Genomic DNA, 23,219 nt, shown 5'->3' on the forward strand with positions numbered 1-23,219 from the left:
CGAAGGTGGTTTTGGTATTTCTTGGTGGCCCGGGGCGGAATCGACCAGGGCTACAAGATGCCTGACTCTAGTTCTAGACTACTTCCAGCTAAGGTTCAATTTCTTATGCGAAGCGGCACAATCTCTCAAATAGAGATTAATGAGGCTTTGATAAGGAATTCCAACTTCTTCTGATACAGATTTGAAGTAACTCACTGAATCCTCATCCAATCTAATCGTAATGGGCTTCTTGAGCATAGAAGCATATGGATTTTTACGAGCTTTTGAGAAATCATATTCTTTACGCATCTTCATCACCTTTAATAAGCTTTTGACTCTTTAGGGGTTGCCTTGCGAGCCGAAATAATACGAACGACATTACCCTCGCTTCGATAGCAATGGCAAACCAAAATTACACGAAGAGAATGGCTTACTCCCAGCAAGATAAATCTGTCTTCATCCTCCGAATGATCGGGATCGGAAATTAACTTAGCACTTTCATCATAAAACACAGATTTCGCTTCTTCAAAAGAAATGCCGTGTTTCTTTAGATTAGCTGAAGCTTTTCTGGGTTCCCATTCAAATCGTAACGAAGTCATATGTACATTGTACATATGTTGATTAGAAGGAGCAAGTCCGCCTGACCAAAAGAAAATGCCCCGCACGAAGCAGGGCATTATTTGAGTTTGGTGGCCCGGGGCGGAATCGACCAGGGCCTAGGATGCCGATCCTATTTCCAACTTTTAGCCTGTTGAGATAGATGCTTCTTAAAGATTGTGGCTATTGGAGATAACTTTTTGCCTTTGGGGCTCACAAGGTGCCAGCTTGATTCAATAGGAAATTCTTTACATTTCAGTATGGCAACCTCTTCTTGGTCAGTCTTATCACCAAGAGAATACTTGGATAGAACTGCGATACCGAGACCACCTATAACTGCCTGTTTAATTGCCTCATTGCTCCCTAGCTCTAACCTAACATCAGGCTTGAACTTTAGTCGCTTAAGGTGAGCATCCGTTGCCATTCTTGTACCAGAGCCCTTTTCTCTAAAAATAAACTTTTCACTCTTAAGCGCACTGATATCAATATTCTTTTTTTTGGCAAAAGCATGATCTTTTGGGGCAACTAATAACAAAGGGTTGGGCATAAACACTTCGTCCTCTATATCAACATGAAGTGGTGGCTGGGACATGATGTAAAGATCATCCAAGTTTTCTTCCAATCTTTTCACTACACCATCACGATTGAGCACCTCTAGAGAAATATCGATTTGAGGATACTTCGCGCAAAAAGTTCCCAATATTCTGGGAATGAAATATTTAGCAGTACTTACCACTGCTACTTTTAACTTTCCTCGTGTTAACCCTTTGACGCTATTAACTTGCTGTTCGAAAGAATCCCACTCCCCAGAAATCGCACGAGCCGTCTTAGCCAACTCATGACCCATTTGCGTTAAATGTACTTTCCTGGCTACCACTTCGTAGAGAGGCACTCCAACAGCATCCGTAATTTCTTTTAAGCCCATAGAGGCCGTTGGTTGGGTAACATGAACCATCCGCGCCGCCGCACTGACACTTCTAGTCTCAGCCAGCGCTAGAAATAGTCTTAACTGCCTAAAAGTAATATTCATCAGCATTTACCTATATATAAACGTATTAATATCGATTTTACTTTACATATAAATTTCCCTAAGATCACCTCAAAGGACAATTTATGAATATCTTGCTAGATCCCACCATCCTCTTTTTCATCTTCGGCATCTTTGCGGGCCTAGTGAAATCCAATTTAGAAATTCCACAGCCCATTTCTCGATTTCTTTCGCTATATCTACTGATGGCTCTGGGATTAAAAGGTGGATTTGCTTTAAACAAATCAGGCTTTACTCCTGAGATTGCTATTAGTCTTGGTCTGGCGATCACTTTAGCAATAGCCATTCCGCTATTGGGCTACAACTTTCTTAAATACAAACTAGATAAACTGGATGCCGCCGCGATTGCCGCTACTTACGGATCTATTAGTGCGGTTACTTTTATTACTACTACACAGGTCTTAGATCAAAGCGGTATTAGTTATGGCGGACACATGGCCGCGGCAATGGCCCTCATGGAGTCACCCGCCATCATCATCGCCATCATTCTTGCCAACAGAATTCGTCAACAACGCTCAGGCAATGCCAGTGGCCACACTTCATTGGGCAAGATACTTCACGAATCATTTACTGATGGTGGGCAACTACTCTTATTAGGAGCCTTAGTAGTAGGGCTCATTTCAGGTGATTCGGGTCACAAAGTCATGGCGCCCTTTTCGATTGATTTATTTAAGGGTTTATTAGCATTCTTCTTGCTCGATATGGGATTGCTTGCCGCCAAGAGTTTAGGGGAGCTCAAAGGTAAGCCTTCGGTGACTTTAGCTTATGCCTTCATTGCGCCGCCTACCCATGCGATGATTGCCTTGGGTTTATGCCATATATTTCATATCTCTCTGGGAGATACGATCCTTTTGATGATTTTGGCGGCAAGCGCTTCTTATATTGCGGTTCCAGCAGTATTGCGCCATGCAATGCCCGAGGTAAGTCCAGCCTTGTATATGGGCATGTCCCTTGGCATCACCTTCCCTTTAAATATTATCTTAGGCATTCCAATCTATAGCGCAGTAGCCAAATATTTTGTTTAAAAACATCCAAATAAAATGCTAACTCATCCAAAACCCTATTCTGGACTCAAGGCGAGTTTGCTAACTCAACATGGCAAAGAGTCGGTCATTTGTCCACAACTCCTTGACTCTAATGGCTTAGAAGTTGTCCATATCTCTGGGTATGACACAGACGAACTAGGTACCTTTACTAGAGATATTCCAAGATATGGCTCCCAACTAGATGCCGCCAGAAAAAAGGCTAGGGTTGGAATGGAATTATCAGGTTCTATGCTTGGCATTGCCAGCGAAGGTGCTTTTGATAATGATCCCTATACGGGCATGCTTGCTTGGAATTACGAGTTAGTAGTTTTAATAGATGACATACGCAAACTTGAAGTTATTGGTTTTTTTGGCGGGCACGCTCAAAGCACCAGCCGGCAAGTATCAAGTTGGGATGAATTAAATGCGCTTCTTTCAGAGGCACAATTTACTACCCATCAATTAGTCGTTCGACCTGATGATGAATATCACCCAGAGTGTCGTAAAGGAATCAAAGATCTTGAGTCTTTGAAAGAAGCGTTCGATTGGGCAACTAACCTTTCAAAAAAGGGAAATGTATTTGTAGAGAATGATTTAAGAGCACATACCAATCCCACGCGTATGGCCAACATATTGAAAGCTACACAAGATCTCTCAAGAAAGATGAATTCTGTATGCCCAGAGTGTGAGTCACCTGGCTTCTGGATCACAGAAAGAAAGAAGGGCTTGCCATGCTCTAGCTGTGAAGCGCCAACAAATCTGCCAATAGCTAATGTATGGTCATGCGTAAAGTGTGCGTACAAAAAAGAAGAAATGTTGCTGGATCAAATCAAGGCGGATCCATCAAAGTGCGATTACTGTAATCCCTAAATATATTTGTCGTTTAAAACGACATCGACTGACGCAGGGATGTCTAATTGACGTGTCCTTTTAAAGGACATTTGATGACCCTGATATCCCAGTCTAAAACCAGAGTGGAGACATCCTGATTGACAGATTGAATCTGTGGAAACTGACCGACTACGCTAAGATCAAGGTAGAGACGCCATCAACAGCTTCTAATAAAAATAGCCCAACAAGTGGGCTATTAAGATTCTTGGTGGCCCGGGGCGGAATCGAACCACCGACACAAGGATTTTCAATCCTCTGCTCTACCGACTGAGCTACCAGGCCAAGACTGGGAATTATAAATGAAAGTGCATTCCTGCCCAAAAAACGGCTTAACTGTAGCTAAGTGGTGGTAGTGACAGCCTTTGACCGAGCCACATGCAATTTTCTGTAGCTATCGATCAAACGCTGATGTCTCTCAAGACCTTCCAGCTTGATGCTAGTTGGGCATAGGCCATAAAAACGCACATCGCCATCTACTGAACCTATTACAGCGTCCATTCTCTCATCGCCGAACATTCTGCGCAAATTCACCAAATAGTCATTCAACTCTAATTCATCATCTAACAAAATCTCGAGTACAGCATTTAAGGCTTGATAAAACAACCTACGCTCAACAGTGTTGTCGTTGTATTGCAAGAAGGCGCCAACGAGTTCATGGGCTTCCTCAAACTGCTTTAAAGCAAGATGAATCAGTAGCTTTAACTCTAATACTGTCAGCTGACCCCACGGAGTATTCTCATCAAACTCGATGCCGATTAATGTGGCGATATCGCCATACTCATCTAATTCGTTATTCTCTAAACGCTCAAGTAATCCACTTAGTTTTTCATCATCTAGAGAATGTAGATTCAAGATATCGGCGCGGAATAACAGCGCCTTGTTGGTGTTATCCCAAATCAGGTCCTCTATTGGGTAAATTTCGGAGTAGCCTGGTACCAAAATTCGACATGCGACTGCACCTAGCTGATCATATATTGCAACATAGGCTTCCTTGCCCATATCCTGAAGAATGCCAAACAATGTGGCTGCTTCTTGATCATTAGAGCTCTCGCCTTCACCTGAGAAATCCCACTCAACAAATTTGTAATCTGATTTCGCACTGAAAAATCTCCAGGACACAATGCCACTCGAATCAATAAAGTGTTCAACAAAGTTGTTTGGCTCTGTGACTGCTTCACTTGTAAAGGTGGGTGAGGGTAAATCATTCAAGCCCTCCAAGCTACGGCCCTGCAAGAGCTCGGTCAGGCTCCGCTCTAAGGCAACTTCTAGGCTGGGGTGCGCGCCGAAAGAAGCAAACACTCCTCCGGTGCGACGATTCATCAGGGTTACACACATGACTGGATAAACACCCCCGAGTGAAGCGTCCTTAACCAAGACTGGAAAGCCTTGCTCCTCTAAGCCCTGAATACCCGCCAAAATCTTTGGATACTTCTCAAGCACTGCTTGCGGCACATCGGGCAAGGAGATCTCACCCTCCAGAATTTCACGCTTGACTGCACGCTCAAAAATTTCTGATAAGCATTGCACTTGTGCCTCTGCCAATGTATTGCCTGCACTCATGCCATTACTGACATACAGATTTTCAATTAGGTTGGATGGAAAATATACAGTCTTGCCATCTGACTGACGCACATAAGGTAGCGAGCAAATACCGCGCTGGGCATTGCCAGAATTCGTATCAACCAAATGTGAGCTGCGCAAATCACCATCAGGATCAAAAATCTTTAGGCAATAGTCATCCAAAATTTCTTTAGGTAATGCATCTTTAGCGCTCGGCTTAAACCATTGCTCATTCGGGTAATGCACAAATACTCCATTGGCAATATCTTCGCCCCAATATGCGCCAGCATAAAAATGGTTATTGCTCAGTCGCTCGATATACTCCCCCAAAGCAGATGCAAGAGCACTTTCCTTTGTGGCCCCTTTACCGTTGGTAAAACACATAGGCGAATGCGCATCCCGAATATGCAAAGACCAGACATTAGGAATGAGGTTGCGCCATGAAGCAATCTCAATCTTGATGCCGAGATCTGCAAGCACTCGAGTCATATTGGCAATGGTTTGCTCTAGCGGCAGATCTTTACCAACTATATAGGTGCTTGCGTCAGACGCCGGCCTCACAGTCAGCAGACTTTGAGCATCCGCATCTAGATTTTTAACCTCCTCAATCACAAACTCTGGCCCTGCTTGCACCACCTTTTTGACTGTGCAGCGCTCTATGGAGCACAAGATGCCTTGACGATCGGTCGGAGAAATATCTTGTGGCAGCTCAACCTGTATCTTAAAGATCTGTTGGTACCGATTTTCGGGATCAACAATATTGTTCTGTGAGAGGCGAATATTTTCCGTAGAAATATTACGTGTCTCGCAATACAGCTTCACAAAATAGGCTGCACATAAAGCCGATGAGGCAAGAAAGTAATCGAACGGTCCGGGAGCCGAGCCATCGCCCTTATATCTTATGGGCTGATCAGCAACCACCGTGAAGTCGTCAAACTTAGCCTCAAGCCGAAGCTTATCGAGAAAGTTGACTTTAATTTCCATGGGAATAATTCCGAATAGGGATTGTGGCTAATGAAAGCAAACCACTCCACAAATTAAGGCCTATTGCTCGCCCTTGTTTCGAGAGGTATCAATTCCCAGCGCTTTGAGCTTTCGATATAAATGTGTTCTCTCAAGCCCCGTGTACTCTGAGATCTTGGTCATGCTGCCGCCCATGATTTGCATTTGATGCTCAAAATATGCTTTCTCAAAAAGATCTCTAGCTTCTCTGAGTGGCAGATCAAAATAGGTTTTAGCTATGCCACTGATGTACTCACCCTCCAATGGTGCCGCCGCAAGCTCTGCACTGACTGGCTTTGGGGCAAGCCCAGTAGGGGCTCCAGACTGAACCGCTTTCTCTTCTGCTGGCTCAATATATTTTGGTGAGCTCTCTAAGGCCTTGCTAACCGTCTTGAGTAGTTTTTGTAATGCGATCGGTTTTTCTAAAAAGTTTAAGGCGCCAATGCGAGTGGCCTCAACTGCAGTATCAATCGTGGCATGACCAGACATCATCACAACTGGCATGGTGAGTTGGCCCGTCTTTGACCACTCTTTTAATAAAGTAATGCCATCAGTATCTGGCATCCAGATGTCAAGCAAGACCAAGTCGGGGCGCATTTGTTCGCGAATCGTGCGGGCCTGAACTGCGCTCTCTGCCGCGTATACAGTATGGCCCTCATCCGTCAGAATCTCATTGAGAAGCTCACGAATTCCCATCTCATCATCAACGACCAAAATACTAGCCATAGCTAGGCTGCCTCTTTTGCTAAGTTCATAAACAAAATTGATACTTGCGCACCGATCACCTCTTCTCCCTGCATACGGTTTCGGATTTCTATTTTGGCGCCGTGATCATCAATTATTTTTTTCACAACCGCTAGACCCAATCCCGTGCCCTTGCTCTTCGTAGTGACATAAGGTTCAAATGCTCTTGCCAATATCTTAGCTGGAAATCCAACTCCACAATCACTTATTGTTAAACGCACAGCCTTTTGTTCAGCACCACTTTGTTCGCCATAAGATACCAACTCTGTTTTTACGTCAACTGGCTCAGCCTGATGATTACCCTCAAGAGCCGCGTCTTGAGCATTCTGGAGCAGATTATGTATCACCTGCCGCAACTGAGTAGGATCGCCCATGATGCTTGGACAGTTTGGATCTAGTTGGGTTCGTAAAGGGCTGCCCTCATATAAGCCCAATATCTCAGTTGTCAGCATATTAATAGAAACCGGCTTGAGTTGTGGCGTTGGGGTCTTCGCAAAATCCCTGAAGTCATTCACCATTTCTTTCATTGCCTGTACCTGGCCAATGATGGTCTCTGTGCTGCGATTAATCATCTCTTCTTGCTCCGGGCTCAGCTTGCCAGCAAGTTTATGCTGCAAGCGTTCTGCAGAAAGCTGAATCGGTGTTAGAGGATTTTTAATCTCATGTGCCAGTCGCCTTGCAACTTCACTCCATGCAATCGATCTTTGTGCGCTCACTACGTCAGTAATGTCATCGAAAACCACCATGCGGAAATCGTCTGTTAACTGCGTACCTCGTACAAATAAAGTAACACCTAATTCATTTTCATATTCACTAGTAGTATGTAATTGAATTTGTTTTTGCCATATTGGCGCTGACATTTGAGTCTTACCCACACCTTCACTAGCGATCGCAAGCTTCATGGTTGCAAAGCCTTCTTTAATAGCCTCTTCAAACTCAATTAGCGCAGAATTGCTGCTCAAGGGCTTGCCATCTAATAAGGTTAAGTCTTGAGCAAAGATGCGATCTGCGCCGGCATTGCTAGAAACGACGTTGTAGTGTTTATCAAAGATACAAACGCCCGCAGTCAGGCTACCTAATACCCTTTCCAAGAAAGCCTTGGACTCCTGAAGCGAGGTACGAGTATCGGCTAATTGTCGAGTCATCACATTAAACTGTCGCGTGAGCATCCCCAGCTCATCACCCGTATCTAGCTCGGGCTTAGGTGATAAATCTCCTTGGGCAACTGCCTGGGTTCCCTTGAGCAACATTAGTAAGGGTTTGGCTAATTGGCGACCCAAGAGTAGGGCCAAAATTACTGCGACAAATAAAGCGAAGAATAGTGTCAACGTTAAAGTGCCGACAAACATTTTGCGCAAACCGCTGCGTCCTAGGGACTTCTCCTGATAATCGCTGTAGGCAGATTCAACTGCATAAATATTCTTTGCTAGCGGCACAGGAATGTAACGAACTAATTGTAAAAAGTATCGATCATCCAAATCTTTGCTAGAGTCCGCTTTACTTTGGATGGGCCTCTTACGCACAATCGGAACGATCGCCCGGACTCGGTAGCTGCGCTGGCCTTCGAGCTCGATCTGGTCTATGGAGGTTACGCCTTTCTTTTTAAAGGCCTCTGTAATAACTTCTGCACTCGGTGGCGGTAAATATTTTTTAGGCTTTACTTCACTAGTAAAAATCAAGTTACGCTGGATGCTGAACAGACTTAGCTCTTGAATGCCAAACTGACTCCGAATCTTCATGACCATCGCCGCAACCTGCTCAGAACTTGAGCCCGAAGGAGCCTGTACTACCTGTTCGGCAATGTAATTTCCCTCTGCCAAAATTTCTTCTTGAGCAACTCGTAAGGTAACTCGTCCCAACTCTAGGCCGGAGTTCAGCGCCGACTCAACCTGGACATCAAACCACGTTTCAATACTGCGAGAAACGAATTGCAGAGAAACGCCATATAAAATTAAGCCCGGAACGACCCCAACCAATGCAAAAATCATTGCCAACTTTGCAATTAAACGTGTGCCAAAGTGTCCTCGATACCAGCGCACTGCAATTACTAACGCCAAAACAATAATGACGAGGGTTAGACATGCCCCAATCACAATATTAGCGGCGTAGAGCCAAATAAAGTAACGGTCAAAGAATTCTGTATTAGATGATGCAACAGATAACAAAACCAGTAACAGCAATGCGAGTGCCCCTATCAGACCGATAGCTGCTGGTAATAATTTTTTTCGCCAAACTTTAGACTCAACAAAGCTAGGCTTAAGTTGTGCTATGGACTCTGTCATCGCTTAATTAGATTCGGTCCGCTGGCAGAGAAAGGTATACGCAACCATTCACTGGAAACATTCCACTCTCGATTGTTTAAAGCATTTACCTGAAAAGGTTTTGGTAGCTTACTTAAGTCCAAAGACATATGTAGACCCGCCGTATAGGCCTTGTTAGGATCAAGCTGATTGCCTTCAATCACACGCCAGCCACCAATACTTCCTACTGCCTGCAATGCTTCAGAGATGGTTTTGGCAGAAAAAGTAAATCCATCGGAGGCGATCCGATATTGTTGGGTTAGTGGCTGATAAGACAGGCGCGACTGTCTTTGAGCAACAACAGGTCTCTCATCAAACCAATACCAGCGCGAGCGCGACAATTCAAAATCAGTCTGAAAATACAGGACAACGCCTTTTTGCACGGCATCTTCTAAGCCTGGTGACAACTCAATCTGGAAACTCGCATTTAATAGCCAATCGTTATCGGCCTTTTCGAGTTCAAAGGACTTGATTTTGATGCCCTCGGCGCTAACAGCAGTTGAAAACATACTCAACGCCATCAAACTCAAGAGGATAAATTGCTTAATTCGCTGGCTCATGGCCCATTTTTCTTAAACAAGGCATAGTAAAAACCATCATTAGCTTCTGTAGGCAAAAGCTGTCCTGGAGCGCCTAATCGTACCGCATTGCTATGCTGCTGAGCAAACCAAACTGCCTGGTCTTCACCCTCCTCTGGAAATACCGAGCAGGTGACGTACAAAAGCAAGCCATCGGACTTAAGCATCTTCCAGGCTTGGGTCAAAATTTCTCGCTGCTTGTGCTGCAAAGACTTTACATCTGCTTCGCGGCGTAAAAAAGGTATATCTGGATGCCGAGACACAATGCCAGATGCTGAGCACGGGGCATCAAGCAAAATTTTGTCAAATAAGACGCCATCCCACCAGGCGGCTTTTGATGCATCACCACGTTGCACTTTTACTTTTTCAGAATGCAAACGTAGTCGATCTAAATTGCCTCCGATTTTTCCAAGACGAGTGCCGTCTAACTCCAGCGCCACCATCTGACAATCCGCCAACTCTAATAAATGCGCTGTCTTGCCCCCGGGCGCGGCACATGCATCTAATATCAAATCACCTGCTTGCGGATTCAGAAGGGTGGCTGCTATTTGCGCTCCAGCATCTTGTACAGATGCTGCACCCGTATAAAAACCAGGTAGATCAGATACGGGAACAGGATTAGCAACCAACAGTGCACTTGGCAAAGAAATGCCCGCAACAGAATCAATCGCAAAAGATGCAATGCCAGCTTCGCTTAATAAAACTTGATATTGCTCGCGCGTATATTGTTTTTGGTTCACCCGCAAAATTAATGGTGCACGCTTTGCTTGAGCATACAAAATCGCTTGCCAAGCTTTTGAATAATTGCGCTTCAGGTTGGCACGCCACCATGCCGGCACATACATAGGAATAGGATCTGGCGGATAGTAAGGCTTATCCTCTGGAGGCTGGAGGACCAAACTAACCTTGCGTAGCACAGCGTTTACTAGGCCCTTGGCATACATGGTTTGGTCGTACTCGCCACAAGCCCTGACCGCCTGATCAACAATGGTGTGAGTTGCATAGCCTTTGCCCTCAGAACCATCGTGCACAAATAATGCAATCGCCACACTTAATAGATGATCTACTTCTGGCGGCGGTGTTTTTGGTACGAACTGTTTTATCAATTCATGAGAACGAACCCATTTGCGTAATGCATCAAAACTGAGGCTTTGAACAATGGGTCTTTCGTGAGCCTCTAGTTGATCCAAAACTTCCGTGAGCGATCTGCCACTCATCACCTCAGTAATTGCTTGTGCAGCAATTGTGATCGCTTCAGATAAAGGAAGGCTATGGGGGGCGCCCAAGATCAAAATGAATCAGCTCCCGACTTAAAACACAAAGATTTTTCAATGTCCTCGAATGTTTGCAAAGCAGTTTTTGCATTCATCCTTTTGCCTCCCGGCTTTTGCATTTCCAACACTTCAATCGAGCCAGAGCCACACTGAACACATACACCTTGATCACTCAGGCCAAGCACTTCACCAGGGCTAGCCAAATGACCATGATTTTCTTTTGAGATTCGTGCATTCCAAAGCTTGATGGGTAAACCATTTAGGCTTGTGGTGGCCCCTGGAAAGGGGTTAAAAGCCCGAATCCGGGCAGCAATCTGCTGTGCATCAAGATTCCAATCAATCTCAGCTTCAGATTTCAGAATCTTTTCAGCGTAGGTCACGCCAATATTTGCTTGTGGGGTGGTAGCCAAGTCTTTTCCATCTTGTAACTGGTTGAGTGACTTCACTATCAACTTCGCGCCCATTTTAGCCAGCCGATCGTGAAGTGTGCCGCTCGTTTCATCATCAGCGATTGCAAGCTCTTCGACTAAAACAGTGTCGCCAGTATCAAGGCCGGCATCCATCTGCATAATACACACGCCTGTTTTACGATCGCCTGATTCAATGGCTCGTTGAATAGGCGCTGCACCACGCCAGCGAGGTAAAAGTGAGGCGTGAATATTAAAGCTACCGTATCTGCCCGGGCGCTCACTAATATCTAAAATCTCTTGGGGCAATATCAAACCATAAGCCACAACCACCATGACATCAAAGTCGATTTGAGATAGCTTTTGATAAACCTCTTCCGCTTGTGATTTTTTCTTCTCGTCAACATTATTACGTCGGAGTGTTTCTGGCTGCAATACAGGTATATTTTTTTCTAACGCAAATACTTTGACTGGACTCGCTTGAAGGTGCATGCCTCGGCCTGCACGACGATCTGGCTGAGTAAGCGCCATCACAATTTCATGACCAGCATCATGAATTGCTCGCATTGCCTGCGCTGCAAACTCGGGGGTACCGGCGAAGACAATTTTCATGAAGGCGCTTAGCGCTGACCTACTAACTCTTTAGCGCGCTTTTTCATTTTTTGTGAGATGCGATTGCGTTTGAGCAATGATAGGTACTCAACAAATACCTTACCTTGTAAATGATCTAGCTCGTGCTGCAAACAGACGGCCAGCAATCCATCGGCCTCGATTTCAAACTCTTTACCTTCAAGGTCCAAAGCCTTAACGCGTATTTGTGCGGGACGCTCTACTTCGTCATAAAACTCAGGCACAGAAAGGCATCCCTCGCGCCACGATTTTTTTTCTGGGCTTGCCCATGTAATTTCTGGATTAATAAAAACTCTCAGTTCATTTTGCTCATCGGAAACATCAATCACAACAATGCGTTCATGAATATCTACCTGCGTCGCAGCCAAGCCAACACCAGGTGCCTCATACATAGTGTCAGCCATATCGGCCACAATTTTTTTAATGCGAGCGTCTACCTGAGCCACTGGTTTGGCAACTTGATGCAAACGCGGATCGGGGTAACAAAGGACCGTTAACAAAGCCATGTCGGAATTATCCAACAGAGCAATCAGTCTGTCCCGATTGTTCGTAATTCCCCACGACTCAAAATGCGTGATGGCCATGACTCCAAACAAAATCCTTATCCATAAAATTGAACGGGACGATAAACGCTATCCCCGTAGACTCATGGATCTCTTTGATCCTCCGGATTGCCTATATATAACTGGGGACCTAGAGCTTCTTAGGAAGCCCATGCTTGCTATCGTAGGCGCGCGCAATGCCAGCGCGCAAGGACTCAAAAATGCTTACCTCTTTGCCCAGTTCATCGCCACAGCAGGAGCTACGGTGATTTCAGGGCTTGCAAGGGGCATCGACGGATCAGCTCACCGCGCCGCCCTTGGCACGAAGGCGAGCACGGTGGCAGTATGCGGAACAGGGCTTGATATCACTTATCCAAAAGAGCATGGCCACCTTGCACATGCGATTCGAACAAGGGGGCTAGTGATTTCAGAATTACCACCGGGAGTTGGCCCAAAAGCCTTTCACTTTCCTAGGCGCAACCGGATCATTGCGGCGCTATCGCTTGGAGTTCTCGTCATTGAGGCAGCGGAGAAATCAGGGTCATTAATCACCGCTCGCATTGCGGCAGAGCTTGGGCGAGAGGTTTTTGCATTACCAGGCCCCATTGATGACCCTCTTTTTGCTGGCTGTCATCAACTTATTCAACAAGGGGCCAAATTGGTACGAAACCCCAAAGACGTTCTAGAAGAGCTTACTTTTCCTTAAAAACAGCATTTGGAACAACTTAAAGGGGGGTTTATGCAGCAAAAGGACGACAAAAAGGGGTTAGAAATGTCTAGAAAAGGGCTTTTTTGGACTTTTCAGGATTTATCGGTTAATAATAAAAAAGGGGGTTGCAATAGGCCAAATCCTGATTTGGTTTAAATTGATCATCCTTTTCTCCCATTAAAAACATTAATTCAGGCTCAAATTTAGGCAAACGCGTGGCTAAAGCATCTACTAAAAGCAGCTCCAAGACCTCATCCGTGGACCAACCCAAGGCGCTGATCATTGCGGAAAAACCTTCGGTAGCCAATGACATTGCAAAGGCCCTAGGTGGCTTTACCAAACACGAAGACTATTTTGAAAACGATGAGTTCCTAATTTCGTCTGCAGTAGGCCACCTTTTAGAAATCGCGGCGCCGGAGGAGTATGACGTCAAACGCGGCAAGTGGTCTTTTGCCAATCTCCCAGTTGTGCCGCCTTATTTTGACTTAAGGCCAATCGCTAAAACTGAGTCGCGTCTAAAAGTTTTACAAAAGCTTATCAAAAGAAAAGACGTCACCTCGCTCATTAATGCATGTGACGCGGGGCGTGAAGGTGAGCTTATTTTTAGACTCATTGCGCAACACGCAAAAGCCTCTCAAACAGTTAAGCGCCTTTGGCTACAGTCGATGACGCCTGCGGCGATTCGTGATGGTTTTGCAAGCTTGCGTACTGATGAAGACATGCAGCCACTTGCTGATGCTGCTCGTTGCCGCTCTGAAGCTGATTGGCTTGTGGGTATTAATGGCACGCGGGCAATGACGGCATTTAATAGTAAGAGTGGCGGATTCTTTTTAACAACGGTAGGTCGCGTTCAAACGCCTACCCTATCGATTGTTGTTGAACGCGAAGAGCTCATCCGTAAATTTGTGTCGAAAGATTATTGGGAAGTAAAAGCTGAATTCATAGCTGCTGCTGGCATTTATGAAGGCCGTTGGTTTGATCCAAAATTTAAGAAGGATGTTACCGAACCAGATACTCGTGAGAATCGCCTGTGGAGCGAAGCTGCAGCACAAAGTATCGTAGCCGCATGTCGCGGCAAAAAAGCAACCGTTACTGAGGAAGCAAAGCCAGCAACTCAGCTTGCGCCACAATTATTTGACTTAACGAGCTTACAACGCGAAGCCAACGCACGCTTTGGCTTTTCCGCTAAAAATACCTTGGGTCTTGCGCAGGCTCTATATGAGCGTCACAAAGTATTGACCTATCCTCGAACAGATGCAAAAGCACTCCCCGAAGATTATTTAGATACCGTTAAGCAGACTATGGAAAATCTTGCAGAACACTCGCAAGACTATCGCTCATTTGCTAAACAAATTTTGAAGGGCGACCCTAAGGATCTGAAAGCAAAAGCGGGCTATGGTTGGATAAAACCAAACAAACGAATCTTTGATAACTCCAAGATCTCCGATCACTTTGCAATCATTCCCACATTAGAAACGCCAAAGAGCTTGAGTGAGCCAGAGGCAAAACTATACGATTTGGTAGTACGTCGCTTTTTGGCGGTGTTTTATCCTGCAGCAGAGTTCCGTGTAACTACTCGCATCACCGAGGCCTCGGGCCACCACTTCAAAACTGAAGGTCGTGTACTTGTAAACCCAGGCTGGCTAACTGTTTATGGCAAATCCAATCAAGCGGATGATGAGCTTGTGCCAGTGCAAGAAGGCGAAACCGTTCAGACAGAATCCGTTGTTGCGGTTCCTCTAAAAACTAAGCCCCCTGCACGCTACACCGAAGCAACCTTGCTATCAGCAATGGAAAGCGCGGGTAAATGGGTTGATGATGATGAAATGCGCGAAGCCATGGCAGAGAAGGGTCTTGGCACTCCTGCAACACGAGCAGCCATTATCGAAGGATTGCTCGCTGAAAAATATATAGTGCGTGAGGCACGTGAACTTATTCCCACTGCAAAAGCATTTCAGTTAATGACTTTATTGCGCGGGTTAGATGTCGAAGAATTAACACGTCCCGATTTAACCGGTAGCTGGGAAAACAAGCTCTCACTCATCGAGCAAGGCAAGATGAATCGCGACACATTTATGCAAGAGATTGCGCAAATGACTCAGCGCATTGTGAAGCGCGCTAAAGAATATGATAGCGACACCATTCCGGGTGACTACGCCACCATGACCACGCCGTGCCCACACTGCAAGGGCCCAGTAAAGGAAAACTACCGCCGCTTCGCTTGTGAAAAATGCGGATTTACGATTAGCAAAACCCCTGGTGGGCGCGCCTTTGAATACCCTGAAGTTGAAGAGTTATTGCGTGAAAAAACAATTGGGCCTTTGCAAGGATTCCGCAGCAAAATCGGTCGTCCGTTTGCAGCCATCATCAAGCTAAGTGAAATTCCTGAAGATGATGCAGACTACCCAAATGCTGGCTTCAAACTCGAGTTTGATTTTGGCAATACGCAAGATGATGAAACCGAGGCGATTGATTTCACGGGTCGGCAGGCACTTGGTGTATGTCCAAAATGTTCTGGTGCCGTATATGAAGACGGCATGCGCTACGTTTGCGAAAACAATACTGGCCCAAGCAAATCTTGTGATTTCAAAACAGGTAAGGTTGTTTTGCAACAAGAGGTGTCAAACGAGCAAATTCAGAAATTGTTGAAAGAGGGCAAAACTGACCTCCTAACCAACTTCAAATCAAACCGGACTGGGCGTGGCTTTAAAGCCTATTTAGCCCTAGGGGCTGATGGAAAAATCGGTTTTGAATTTGAGGCTAAGGCGCCTGGCGCAACTAAGGCTCCAGCTAAGAAGCGCGCTGGTGCAAGCGCTGCCACCAAGTCAGCAGCAAAGCCTAAGCGCGCAAGCAAAGCAAAATCATCCTCCAGTAGCTGAGCTGTAACCAGCTTGGCCGCTAAAGCCGACCATAATATTCCCCTTGATCCCAAGGCGGTGGCCAAGAAAATTCCTGGTCGCTGAGTCAGCGCGCCGATGATTGGGAGGCGATCGCCGGCAACACAGCGCACGCCAACAAATTCTCCGTCCTTGATGAGGCTATTCACGTCACCGTTTGGGTAGTCCACCAAACCTTTAGCCTGCTCACGATTAAAATCGTTGCTGGCTTGTCTTGGGGATAAATCATCTTCGCCCTCATCAAAGCTTGAGCCCACAATCCACCGGTAATGTCCACCTTCAAGCTGTTCTGCTGGCAGGCAATAGCCGTCCCCAGAGATGCCGACCTTAGGCAACCTCTCTATCCAAGCATCACCAGAATAAATGGAAAAAATACTCAGCTGTCCGCGCACTGGCTTTAAAGGCAAGCGTACTCCAATGCTATTGATCAAGGGCTTGCTGTCGATTGCCGCGGCGATAACTACTTTCTTGGCAGTAACAAGCAGTTGATCTTGGGCATCCAATAAATGCCAAATACCATCGTGCTCCTCAAGCCTTGCAACTTGTGTATTCCAAAGACACGTCAGGCGCTCATGCTCTTGTAGCAATTGCTTACTTGCTTCTAATAAATTCAGGCATGCGCCCCGAGAAATCCACACACCACTTTGTTTAATGCCACAAATTTTTTCCGCCTCGTTCACATCCAGCGGGATTGCAATATCTTCTTTTAAATCGAGCGCCTGTAAATGCGCAGAAACTTCTGCCCGATTAAATTCTCTGTCTTTTTTGGTTGGCTGGAAAATGCCATGCGCCCGCCAAACCCTGCCCCATCTGGCCTCTGCCAATAAAAATGCCAGGCGAGTTAAGCGCAATAAACGTGGCGAGCCTTTTCCAATGTGCGGATGAGCAATAGCATATGCATGGCTTGAACAAGCGCTAGCAGGAGAGTTTGCTGCATCAATAATGCAGACATCTTTATCGCGTTCGAGCAACTCATTGGCAATGGTTGCGCCGCAAATGCCTGCCCCAATCACCACGATGTCATGGTGTTGGGGTTTGGTCATTAATTAAATCTAAATGTAATGTTAAGTATTGCTGCTTGCTTTACAGATTACGCATTTAAGCGTTGCTCGATCTTGGCGCGAGTCTCTTTCAACTCTTTAGGCAAACGCTCGCCAAGGTGTTCGAACAATTCCGTATGAAGCTTTAACTCATTTTTCCAGTCATCAACAGCAACATGGATGGCTTTAGCAAACTTCTCGGCAGAATAATCGAGGCCACCCCAATGCATATCGGTGTGCTCTGGGCAAATACCAAATGGAGTTTCTTTGCCGCTCGCCTTGCCTTCGGCACGATCCAAAATCCATGAGAGAACACGCATATTTTCGCCAAAGCCTGGCCAAACAAACTTACCATTCTCATCTTTGCGGAACCAGTTCACACAATAGATTTTTGGCAACACGGCGCCTTCTGCTTGAAGCTTCTTGCCAATATTGAGCCAATGCTGGAAGTAGTCGCTCATGTTGTAACCAGCAAATGCAATCATTGCGAATGGGTCGCGGCGAACCACACCAATCTGTCCGGTGATGGCGGCAGTAGTTTCAGAGCCCAAAGTAGCAGCCATGTAAACGCCTTCTACCCAGTCACGCGCCTCGCTGACCAAAGGAACAGTGTTTGAGCGGCGACCGCCAAACAAGAATGCATCAATTGGTACACCTTCTGGATCATCCCACTTTGGATCTACTGCAGGGTTGTTTGTTGCAGCCACAGTGAAACGTGAATTTGGATGGGCAGCCTTACGACCTGCAGCGCCGTCTGCTGGAGTCCAGTCTTTGCCTTGCCAGTCGATCAAGTGTGCTGGCGGGGTTTCAGTCAAACCTTCCCACCAAACATCACCGTCATCAGTTAGGCCAACGTTTGTAAAAATCACATCTTGATTTAATGAATCAATACAGTTTTGGTTGGTTTGACGATTTGTGCCTGGAGCAACGCCGAAGTAACCAGACTCTGGGTTGATCGCGAACAAACGGGTCTTGCCGGTAACAGAATCTTTGCGCGGCTTAATCCAAGCAATATCATCGCCAATGGTGGTTACTTTCCAGCCATCAAATCCTTTTGGTGGAATCATCATGGAGAAATTGGTTTTTCCACATGCAGATGGGAACGCTGCGGCGATATGGTATTTCTTGCCTTCGGGCGATGTCACACCAAGAATCAACATGTGCTCTGCTAGCCAACCTTGATCGCGGCCCATATTGGATGCAATGCGCAAGGCAAAACATTTTTTACCGAGTAATGCATTGCCGCCGTAGCCAGAACCAAAGGACCAAATTTCACGGGTCTCTGGGTAGTGAACAATATATTTGGTTTTATTGTTTGGCCATGCAACATCTTTTTCACCGGCGGCCAATGGCTTGCCAACAGTGTGGATACAGGGAACAAATTCACCATCCGCACCAAGCTGATCAATAACTGCTTTACCCATGCGGGTCATTAAGCGCATGTTGATAGCAACATAAGGACTGTCTGACAATTCAACGCCAATATGTGCAATTGGCGAACCAATTGGACCCATTGAGAAAGGGACAACGTACATTGTTCTGCCCCGCATGCAACCATCAAACAAAGGGTTTAGGGTTGCACGCATTTCGCTTGGCTCTACCCAGTTGTTGGTTGGACCAGCATCTTCTTTTTTTGCAGAACAAATAAAAGTACGATCTTCAACACGAGCCACGTCTTCTGGATCAGAGAGGGCTAAAAATGAATTTTTGCGTTTTGCGGGATTGAGGCGCTTGAAAACTCCTGCGCTCACCAAGAGCTCACACAATTCGTCGTATTCGGCTTGGGAGCCATCACACCAGCGAATAGCATCTGGTTTTGTAAGGGCGGCCACTTCGGCAACCCACTCAATCAAACGCTTGTTTTTTACGTAGGCAGGCGCATTCACATTGATCTGGCTGCTGGTAGTTGAAGTCATATGTTTCCCTATGAAAATTGAATTTTTTAATCCGTTGATTTTAACATTTTGGACATATTTGCCGTGTTTACCCAAAAGGGGGCATTTGCTTAGTTTGGGGTTTTACTTACCAATGCAGAATTGGCTAAAAATCTTCCCCAAAAGATCATCTGGAAGCAACTTTCCAGTAATCTGCCCTAGGTAATTTTGGGCCAAAAAGAGCTCTTCTGCGAACAATTCAAGAGAATTGTTGCCATTAGCTGCGAATTGTTCTGATCTTGCAATATGCTCGCTGGCGCGCTCCAAACAGTCCAAATGGCGTCTTCGTGCCACAATCGCGCCTTCTTGGGGCCCATTCCAGCCTACCGTTTCCAAGATTTTCTGTTTCAGGGCATCGACTCCTTGGCCAGTTTTAGCAGAAATAAGCAGGCAACCCATTTTGATCTGGCTAGGCTCTTTATCCAATAAATCAGCCTTATTTACCAATTCCAAAACAGGGCACTTTGGGGGTAAGGCCTCCAAAATTTGCGCCCTTAGATCGTCTGACTCTTTTTCTGCGTTTGGGGCGGTCAAAAAAATGACTAGGTCTGCCAAACGTATTGCCTCCCAAGTGCGCTCTATTCCTTTTGCCTCAACCTCATCCGAAGTTTGCCTAAGTCCAGCGGTATCGATGATGTGCATTGGAACGCCATCGATCTGAATGCTTTCCTTCACTCGATCACGTGTAGTGCCGGCAATCGGAGTAACAATAGCAACCTCTTCCCCAGCCAACCTGTTAAGTAAAGAACTTTTACCAACGTTGGGCGCCCCAGCCAAAACCAGTTGTATGCCATCGCGCAATATTTTTCCTTGCTTTGCGCCATCGCGCAAAGTCTGCAGCTTTGTTTTTACCGCAGCAAGTCTTTCGCGAGCCTGTGCATTTTCTAAAAACTCAATTTCTTCTTCTGGAAAATCTAAAGTCGATTCCACCAATATTCTGAGCTGGGTGATTTCTTCAACCAGGTCGTTAATATCATCCGAAAACGCGCCCTGCAAAGACCTTGCAGCCCCACGAACAGCCGCCTCGCTTTGTGCATCAATTAAATCCGCAATGGCTTCTGCCTGAGCCAAATCAACTTTATTGTTGAGAAAGGCGCGCAAAGTGAACTCTCCGGGCTCGGCAATTTCGAGGCCATCCTCCTTGCCTAGCTCAAGACAGCGTCTCATGACTAACTCAAGTAGTTGAGGTCCGCCATGGCATTGCAACTCCAAAACATCTTCGCCAGTAAAGGAGGCGGGCGCAACAAAATAAATTGCCACCAATTGATCTATAAGTTGTCCATTGGCATTAAGCAAACTCCGCAAGGTAGCTTGCCGAGGTATGAGGTCTCTTTGAAAAAGGGCCTTGATGATCGGTTTTAAATTTTGTCCGCTGATGCGAACAACACCAACCCCGGCCTTACCTGGGGCAGTGGCTACAGCAATGATGGGCAACTTACGAGTCATCATTGCTATCTGTTTTCTATTAAATCTTTATGCCAACAATATTATTTAGCGGTCTTCTTGCCAAACATTTTGTTGATCTGCCACTGTTGTGCAATTGACAACAAGTTATTTACAACCCAGTACAAGACTAATCCAGCAGGGAAGAAGAAGAACATGATCGAAAATACAATCGGCATGTACATCATGACTTTTGCCTGAATTGGATCTGGAGGCGTTGGGTTAAGTTTGGTTTGTGCAAACATCGACACAGCCATGATCACCGGCAAGATGTAAAAAGGGTCTGGCACTGATAAGTCATGAATCCACAGGATCCAAGGTGCGCCACGCATTTCTACGGAGGACAAAAGCACCCAGTACAGCGAAATGAACACTGGGATCTGAATTACTACTGGCAAACATCCGCCCAATGGATTGATCTTTTCCTTGCGGTACATCTCCATCATGGCTTGATTGAGTTTTTGTGGCTCGCCCTTGTATTGCTCTTTCATGGCCATCAAACGTGGTTGCACCTCTTTCATGCGCGCCATTGATTTGTAGCTGGCCGCAGATAAAGGGAAGAACACCAGCTTAATCAAAATTGTCAGCAAGATGATTGACCAACCCCAATTGCCAACGTAACCGTGAATTTTTTCTAGCAGCCAAAAAATAGGTTTAGCAAGAATTGTTAAATAGCCATAGTCCTTTAATAATTCGAAGCCTGGAGCAATCGTTTCTAAAACTTTTTCTTCTTGTGGCCCAACGAAGAGTTGCGCTTTTTCTACAACCACAGATCCAGGGACCACAACCCCTAGCGGGGTTTGCATGCCAATTCGATATAAGCCGTTATCAATTCTTCCGGCATAAATATCACGAGCAGCCTTATCTCCCGGAATCCAAGCGCTAGCGAAATAATGTTGAACCATTGCGATCCAAGCCGGGTCTCCGGCCGGCACTTGGGTTGGGATGGTAATTTTATTTTTATCTATTGCCGTGAACTCAAGCTTATTAAACTTTTCTTTGTCGGTATACGCCGCAGGACCAGTAAAAGTGCTGGCAGAGAAAGCGCCCCCAAAAGGTCCAATTTTTTGTTCTTGCATACCATCGCGCACAATTTCTGTATACAAAACCAAGGGGTTTGTATTAGCAAATGCTTGAGAAACGCGATGGCCAACCTCAACCACATAGCTACCTGGATTGAGAATAAAAGTTTTTTCTAGTTTTACACCGCTGCGTTCGCTTGCTAGCACTAGGTATGGTCTGCCCGAGCCATCCTTACCAGACTGCACTAATTTGAAGACGCTTGTATGGTTTGGTAAATCACTATTGTTCAGAGTAATTAAACCGGACCTTGCAAAATACTTATGTGTTGGGGTGTATTGAAAAAGCTCAACCGGCTTTTGTTCTGCAGTTAAGGCTTTAAGTAGTTTTGCATCGACGATGTTGGCGCCACTTGCACTAACTTCTAAAACGAGTACGTCGTTTTGCAATACAAACTTTTCTGCGCCCTCAATAGAGCCTACGTTTGTAGTTGGTGTTGCAGTAGTGGCAGTTGAGCCAGCAATTTGCGATGGCACATCTACTTTGTTTCCCGCAATCGCCTTGTCATTAGCGGCTGGTGCTGCTACTGGTGCACCACCAAACATCGATGGCTTGCCCTCATGGACTTGCCAGTTGTTGTAAAGCATGAGACCTGATAGTGAAAACACAGCCCAAAGAATCGTTTTTTTAAAGTCCATTTGTATTCACTTAAATTAATGAGATGTTTGTTTTACCGCAGGATCATAACCGCCATGTGACCAAGGGTTGCAACGCAAGATGCGCCACACCATTAAGCCCAGGCTTTTGAAAAACCCATAATGATTAAAGCAATCGCACGCATATTGCGAACAACTAGGCACAAACTTGCAGTGCATTCCAAAATAGGGGCTCAACAACATCTGATAAAGCTTTACCAGCTTTAAAGCTGCTTTATTTGAGGCCCGCACCTTAAATCAGCTCCGCCACTTGAGATCGCAAGAGATCTTTCTCTTTTTTTCTGAGCCTACCGTGGGTGTTGCGACCAATTGGCTTTTTGAGTTTGACTACAACATCATTATTTAATGTTGTTGTTTGTGCAGTCCAAACCAATTCGCGAATCATTCGCTTGAGGCGATTTCGATCTACGGCGCGCTTTACCAACTTTTTGGCAACTGCAATTCCTAGATCGGGTTTTGCGCCGCTTGGAGCGCCCACAGAATAAATACTCCAAGACAGATTTGTTTTAGGGCGCGTCTTGAGTAACTCAGAAATCCTTGCGCTGTTCAATGGCTAGATTACACGGCCAAACGTTTACGGCCCTTAGCGCGACGGGCGTTCAGTACTGCACGTCCGCTTTTGGTTTTCATGCGAATGCGGAAACCGTGCGTACGCTTACGGCGTGTTACTGATGGTTGATATGTTCTTTTCATGATAGATCCCTGCAAAACCAAGTATTTTCCTTGTTGCGGAGCAAAAGGTCAATCCATCTCATTAAATATGTAGGTGTTTTTCTCTATTTTTCAGCCTGTTTTGTGTAAAACCATAATTTATATAGATTTTTTTTAATTATTCACAAGTTATCCACAGCTTTTCCACGATTTTTTACCTTGTGGATAACTT

The 23,219-nt window shown here is 45.7% G+C and carries 20 protein-coding genes, 1 tRNA gene and 1 pseudogene; 4 read left to right on the forward strand and 18 right to left on the reverse strand.

Annotation, left to right across the window (positions count from 1 at the left end):
* Positions 1-78 precede the first annotated feature (78 nt).
* The 3 genes from A8O14_RS11385 to A8O14_RS11395 form a co-directional block, all read right to left on the reverse strand.
* On the reverse strand, positions 79-294 hold the full coding sequence (locus A8O14_RS11385) for a BrnA antitoxin family protein (protein WP_228385080.1): 216 nt from the start codon (positions 292-294) through the stop codon (positions 79-81).
* A gap of 5 nt (positions 295-299) precedes the next feature.
* A complete protein-coding gene (locus tag A8O14_RS11390) occupies positions 300-578 on the reverse strand; it encodes a BrnT family toxin (protein ID WP_068949842.1) in 279 nt (92 codons plus the stop codon).
* A 131-nt stretch (positions 579-709) separates the two neighbouring features.
* Complete coding sequence (locus tag A8O14_RS11395; RefSeq protein WP_068949616.1) at positions 710-1,606, reverse strand: LysR family transcriptional regulator; 897 nt, start codon at positions 1,604-1,606, stop codon at positions 710-712.
* Between the two features lie 83 nt (positions 1,607-1,689).
* Here A8O14_RS11395 and A8O14_RS11400 point away from each other — a divergent pair, with 83 nt between their 5' ends.
* Both A8O14_RS11400 and A8O14_RS11405 read left to right on the forward strand, forming a co-directional pair.
* Positions 1,690-2,649, forward strand: a complete 960-nt coding sequence (locus A8O14_RS11400; RefSeq protein ID WP_068949617.1) for a sodium-dependent bicarbonate transport family permease — start codon at positions 1,690-1,692, stop codon at positions 2,647-2,649.
* A gap of 15 nt (positions 2,650-2,664) precedes the next feature.
* Positions 2,665-3,519 (forward strand): DUF6671 family protein, encoded by an 855-nt coding sequence (locus tag A8O14_RS11405; protein ID WP_068949618.1) that lies wholly within the window; start codon positions 2,665-2,667, stop codon positions 3,517-3,519.
* A gap of 227 nt (positions 3,520-3,746) precedes the next feature.
* On the opposite strand, the gene A8O14_RS11410 is transcribed toward A8O14_RS11405, so the two are convergent.
* The 8 genes from A8O14_RS11410 to def all read right to left on the reverse strand — a co-directional run bounded on the left by A8O14_RS11410 (position 3,747) and on the right by def (position 12,541).
* Positions 3,747-3,822: transfer RNA gene (locus A8O14_RS11410), tRNA-Phe, on the reverse strand.
* A 57-nt stretch (positions 3,823-3,879) separates the two neighbouring features.
* The gene (locus A8O14_RS11415) at positions 3,880-6,084 is read right to left on the reverse strand and encodes an OsmC domain/YcaO domain-containing protein (RefSeq protein ID WP_068949619.1); all 2,205 of its coding nucleotides are present in this window, start codon (positions 6,082-6,084) and stop codon (positions 3,880-3,882) included.
* Between the two features lie 60 nt (positions 6,085-6,144).
* Positions 6,145-6,828 (reverse strand): response regulator, encoded by a 684-nt coding sequence (locus A8O14_RS11420; RefSeq protein WP_068949620.1) that lies wholly within the window; start codon positions 6,826-6,828, stop codon positions 6,145-6,147.
* Between the two features lie 2 nt (positions 6,829-6,830).
* Positions 6,831-9,128 carry a sensor histidine kinase gene (locus A8O14_RS11425; RefSeq protein ID WP_068949621.1) on the reverse strand — a complete coding sequence of 766 codons (2,298 nt, stop codon included), beginning with the start codon at positions 9,126-9,128 and terminating at the stop codon, positions 6,831-6,833.
* The gene (locus A8O14_RS11430; RefSeq protein ID WP_068949622.1) at positions 9,125-9,706 is read right to left on the reverse strand and encodes a DUF4390 domain-containing protein; all 582 of its coding nucleotides are present in this window, start codon (positions 9,704-9,706) and stop codon (positions 9,125-9,127) included. The genes A8O14_RS11425 and A8O14_RS11430 overlap by 4 nt, the downstream gene beginning before the upstream one ends.
* Complete coding sequence (gene rsmB / locus A8O14_RS11435; RefSeq protein WP_228385081.1) at positions 9,703-11,016, reverse strand: 16S rRNA (cytosine(967)-C(5))-methyltransferase RsmB; 1,314 nt, start codon at positions 11,014-11,016, stop codon at positions 9,703-9,705. Before rsmB ends, A8O14_RS11430 begins: the two co-directional genes overlap by 4 nt.
* On the reverse strand, positions 11,013-12,017 hold the full coding sequence (gene fmt / locus A8O14_RS11440) for a methionyl-tRNA formyltransferase (RefSeq protein WP_068949623.1): 1,005 nt from the start codon (positions 12,015-12,017) through the stop codon (positions 11,013-11,015). Before fmt ends, rsmB begins: the two co-directional genes overlap by 4 nt.
* 8 nt (positions 12,018-12,025) lie before the next feature.
* Positions 12,026-12,541, reverse strand: coding sequence for a peptide deformylase (gene def / locus A8O14_RS11445; protein ID WP_068949624.1), 516 nt, complete (start codon positions 12,539-12,541; stop codon positions 12,026-12,028).
* Between the two features lie 76 nt (positions 12,542-12,617).
* Here def and dprA point away from each other — a divergent pair, with 76 nt between their 5' ends.
* Both dprA and A8O14_RS11455 read left to right on the forward strand, forming a co-directional pair.
* Complete coding sequence (gene dprA / locus A8O14_RS11450) at positions 12,618-13,283, forward strand: DNA-processing protein DprA (protein WP_099092320.1); 666 nt, start codon at positions 12,618-12,620, stop codon at positions 13,281-13,283.
* Positions 13,284-13,501: 218 nt separating this feature from the next.
* Entirely contained in the window at positions 13,502-16,165 is a 2,664-nt protein-coding gene (locus tag A8O14_RS11455; protein WP_082913181.1) for a DNA topoisomerase III, read from the forward strand.
* On the opposite strand, the pseudogene A8O14_RS11965 reads toward A8O14_RS11455, so the two are convergent.
* From A8O14_RS11965 to rpmH, 7 genes and pseudogenes are all read right to left on the reverse strand, one after another.
* Positions 16,129-17,226 (reverse strand): annotated as a pseudogene (locus A8O14_RS11965) (FAD-dependent oxidoreductase); the annotation flags it as partial. The gene A8O14_RS11455 and the pseudogene A8O14_RS11965 overlap by 37 nt on opposite strands.
* 47 nt (positions 17,227-17,273) lie before the next feature.
* Entirely contained in the window at positions 17,274-19,139 is a 1,866-nt protein-coding gene (locus tag A8O14_RS11460; protein WP_068949626.1) for a phosphoenolpyruvate carboxykinase (GTP), read from the reverse strand.
* 102 nt (positions 19,140-19,241) lie between these two features.
* Complete coding sequence (mnmE, locus tag A8O14_RS11465) at positions 19,242-20,603, reverse strand: tRNA uridine-5-carboxymethylaminomethyl(34) synthesis GTPase MnmE (RefSeq protein ID WP_068949845.1); 1,362 nt, start codon at positions 20,601-20,603, stop codon at positions 19,242-19,244.
* Between the two features lie 41 nt (positions 20,604-20,644).
* Positions 20,645-22,318 (reverse strand): membrane protein insertase YidC, encoded by a 1,674-nt coding sequence (gene yidC, locus A8O14_RS11470; protein ID WP_068949627.1) that lies wholly within the window; start codon positions 22,316-22,318, stop codon positions 20,645-20,647.
* A gap of 15 nt (positions 22,319-22,333) precedes the next feature.
* Positions 22,334-22,567 carry a membrane protein insertion efficiency factor YidD gene (gene yidD / locus A8O14_RS11580; RefSeq protein WP_071608690.1) on the reverse strand — a complete coding sequence of 78 codons (234 nt, stop codon included), beginning with the start codon at positions 22,565-22,567 and terminating at the stop codon, positions 22,334-22,336.
* Between the two features lies 1 nt (position 22,568).
* A complete protein-coding gene (rnpA, locus tag A8O14_RS11475) occupies positions 22,569-22,886 on the reverse strand; it encodes a ribonuclease P protein component (protein WP_082913182.1) in 318 nt (105 codons plus the stop codon).
* An 8-nt stretch (positions 22,887-22,894) separates the two neighbouring features.
* Entirely contained in the window at positions 22,895-23,029 is a 135-nt protein-coding gene (gene rpmH / locus A8O14_RS11585; protein ID WP_011903922.1) for a 50S ribosomal protein L34, read from the reverse strand.
* Positions 23,030-23,219 lie beyond the last annotated feature (190 nt).

This window comes from Polynucleobacter wuianus (genome assembly GCF_001659725.1).
GTDB lineage: Bacteria > Pseudomonadota > Gammaproteobacteria > Burkholderiales > Burkholderiaceae > Polynucleobacter > Polynucleobacter wuianus.

Coding starts and splice junctions, on each gene's coding strand:
- A8O14_RS11415 (WP_068949619.1), bottom strand. CDS start 6,084: ATGGAAATTAAAGTCAACTTTCTCGATAAGCTTCGGCTTGAGGCTAAG.
- A8O14_RS11405 (WP_068949618.1), top strand. CDS start 2,665: ATGCTAACTCATCCAAAACCCTATTCTGGACTCAAGGCGAGTTTGCTA.
- A8O14_RS11425 (WP_068949621.1), bottom strand. CDS start 9,128: ATGACAGAGTCCATAGCACAACTTAAGCCTAGCTTTGTTGAGTCTAAA.
- rpmH (WP_011903922.1), bottom strand. CDS start 23,029: ATGAAAAGAACATATCAACCATCAGTAACACGCCGTAAGCGTACGCAC.
- A8O14_RS11420 (WP_068949620.1), bottom strand. CDS start 6,828: ATGGCTAGTATTTTGGTCGTTGATGATGAGATGGGAATTCGTGAGCTT.
- A8O14_RS11385 (WP_228385080.1), bottom strand. CDS start 294: ATGAAGATGCGTAAAGAATATGATTTCTCAAAAGCTCGTAAAAATCCA.
- A8O14_RS11460 (WP_068949626.1), bottom strand. CDS start 19,139: ATGACTTCAACTACCAGCAGCCAGATCAATGTGAATGCGCCTGCCTAC.
- A8O14_RS11430 (WP_068949622.1), bottom strand. CDS start 9,706: ATGAGCCAGCGAATTAAGCAATTTATCCTCTTGAGTTTGATGGCGTTG.
- fmt (WP_068949623.1), bottom strand. CDS start 12,017: ATGAAAATTGTCTTCGCCGGTACCCCCGAGTTTGCAGCGCAGGCAATG.
- def (WP_068949624.1), bottom strand. CDS start 12,541: ATGGCTTTGTTAACGGTCCTTTGTTACCCCGATCCGCGTTTGCATCAA.
- A8O14_RS11400 (WP_068949617.1), top strand. CDS start 1,690: ATGAATATCTTGCTAGATCCCACCATCCTCTTTTTCATCTTCGGCATC.
- mnmE (WP_068949845.1), bottom strand. CDS start 20,603: ATGACTCGTAAGTTGCCCATCATTGCTGTAGCCACTGCCCCAGGTAAG.
- A8O14_RS11390 (WP_068949842.1), bottom strand. CDS start 578: ATGACTTCGTTACGATTTGAATGGGAACCCAGAAAAGCTTCAGCTAAT.
- dprA (WP_099092320.1), top strand. CDS start 12,618: ATGACTCCAAACAAAATCCTTATCCATAAAATTGAACGGGACGATAAA.
- yidC (WP_068949627.1), bottom strand. CDS start 22,318: ATGGACTTTAAAAAAACGATTCTTTGGGCTGTGTTTTCACTATCAGGT.
- A8O14_RS11395 (WP_068949616.1), bottom strand. CDS start 1,606: ATGAATATTACTTTTAGGCAGTTAAGACTATTTCTAGCGCTGGCTGAG.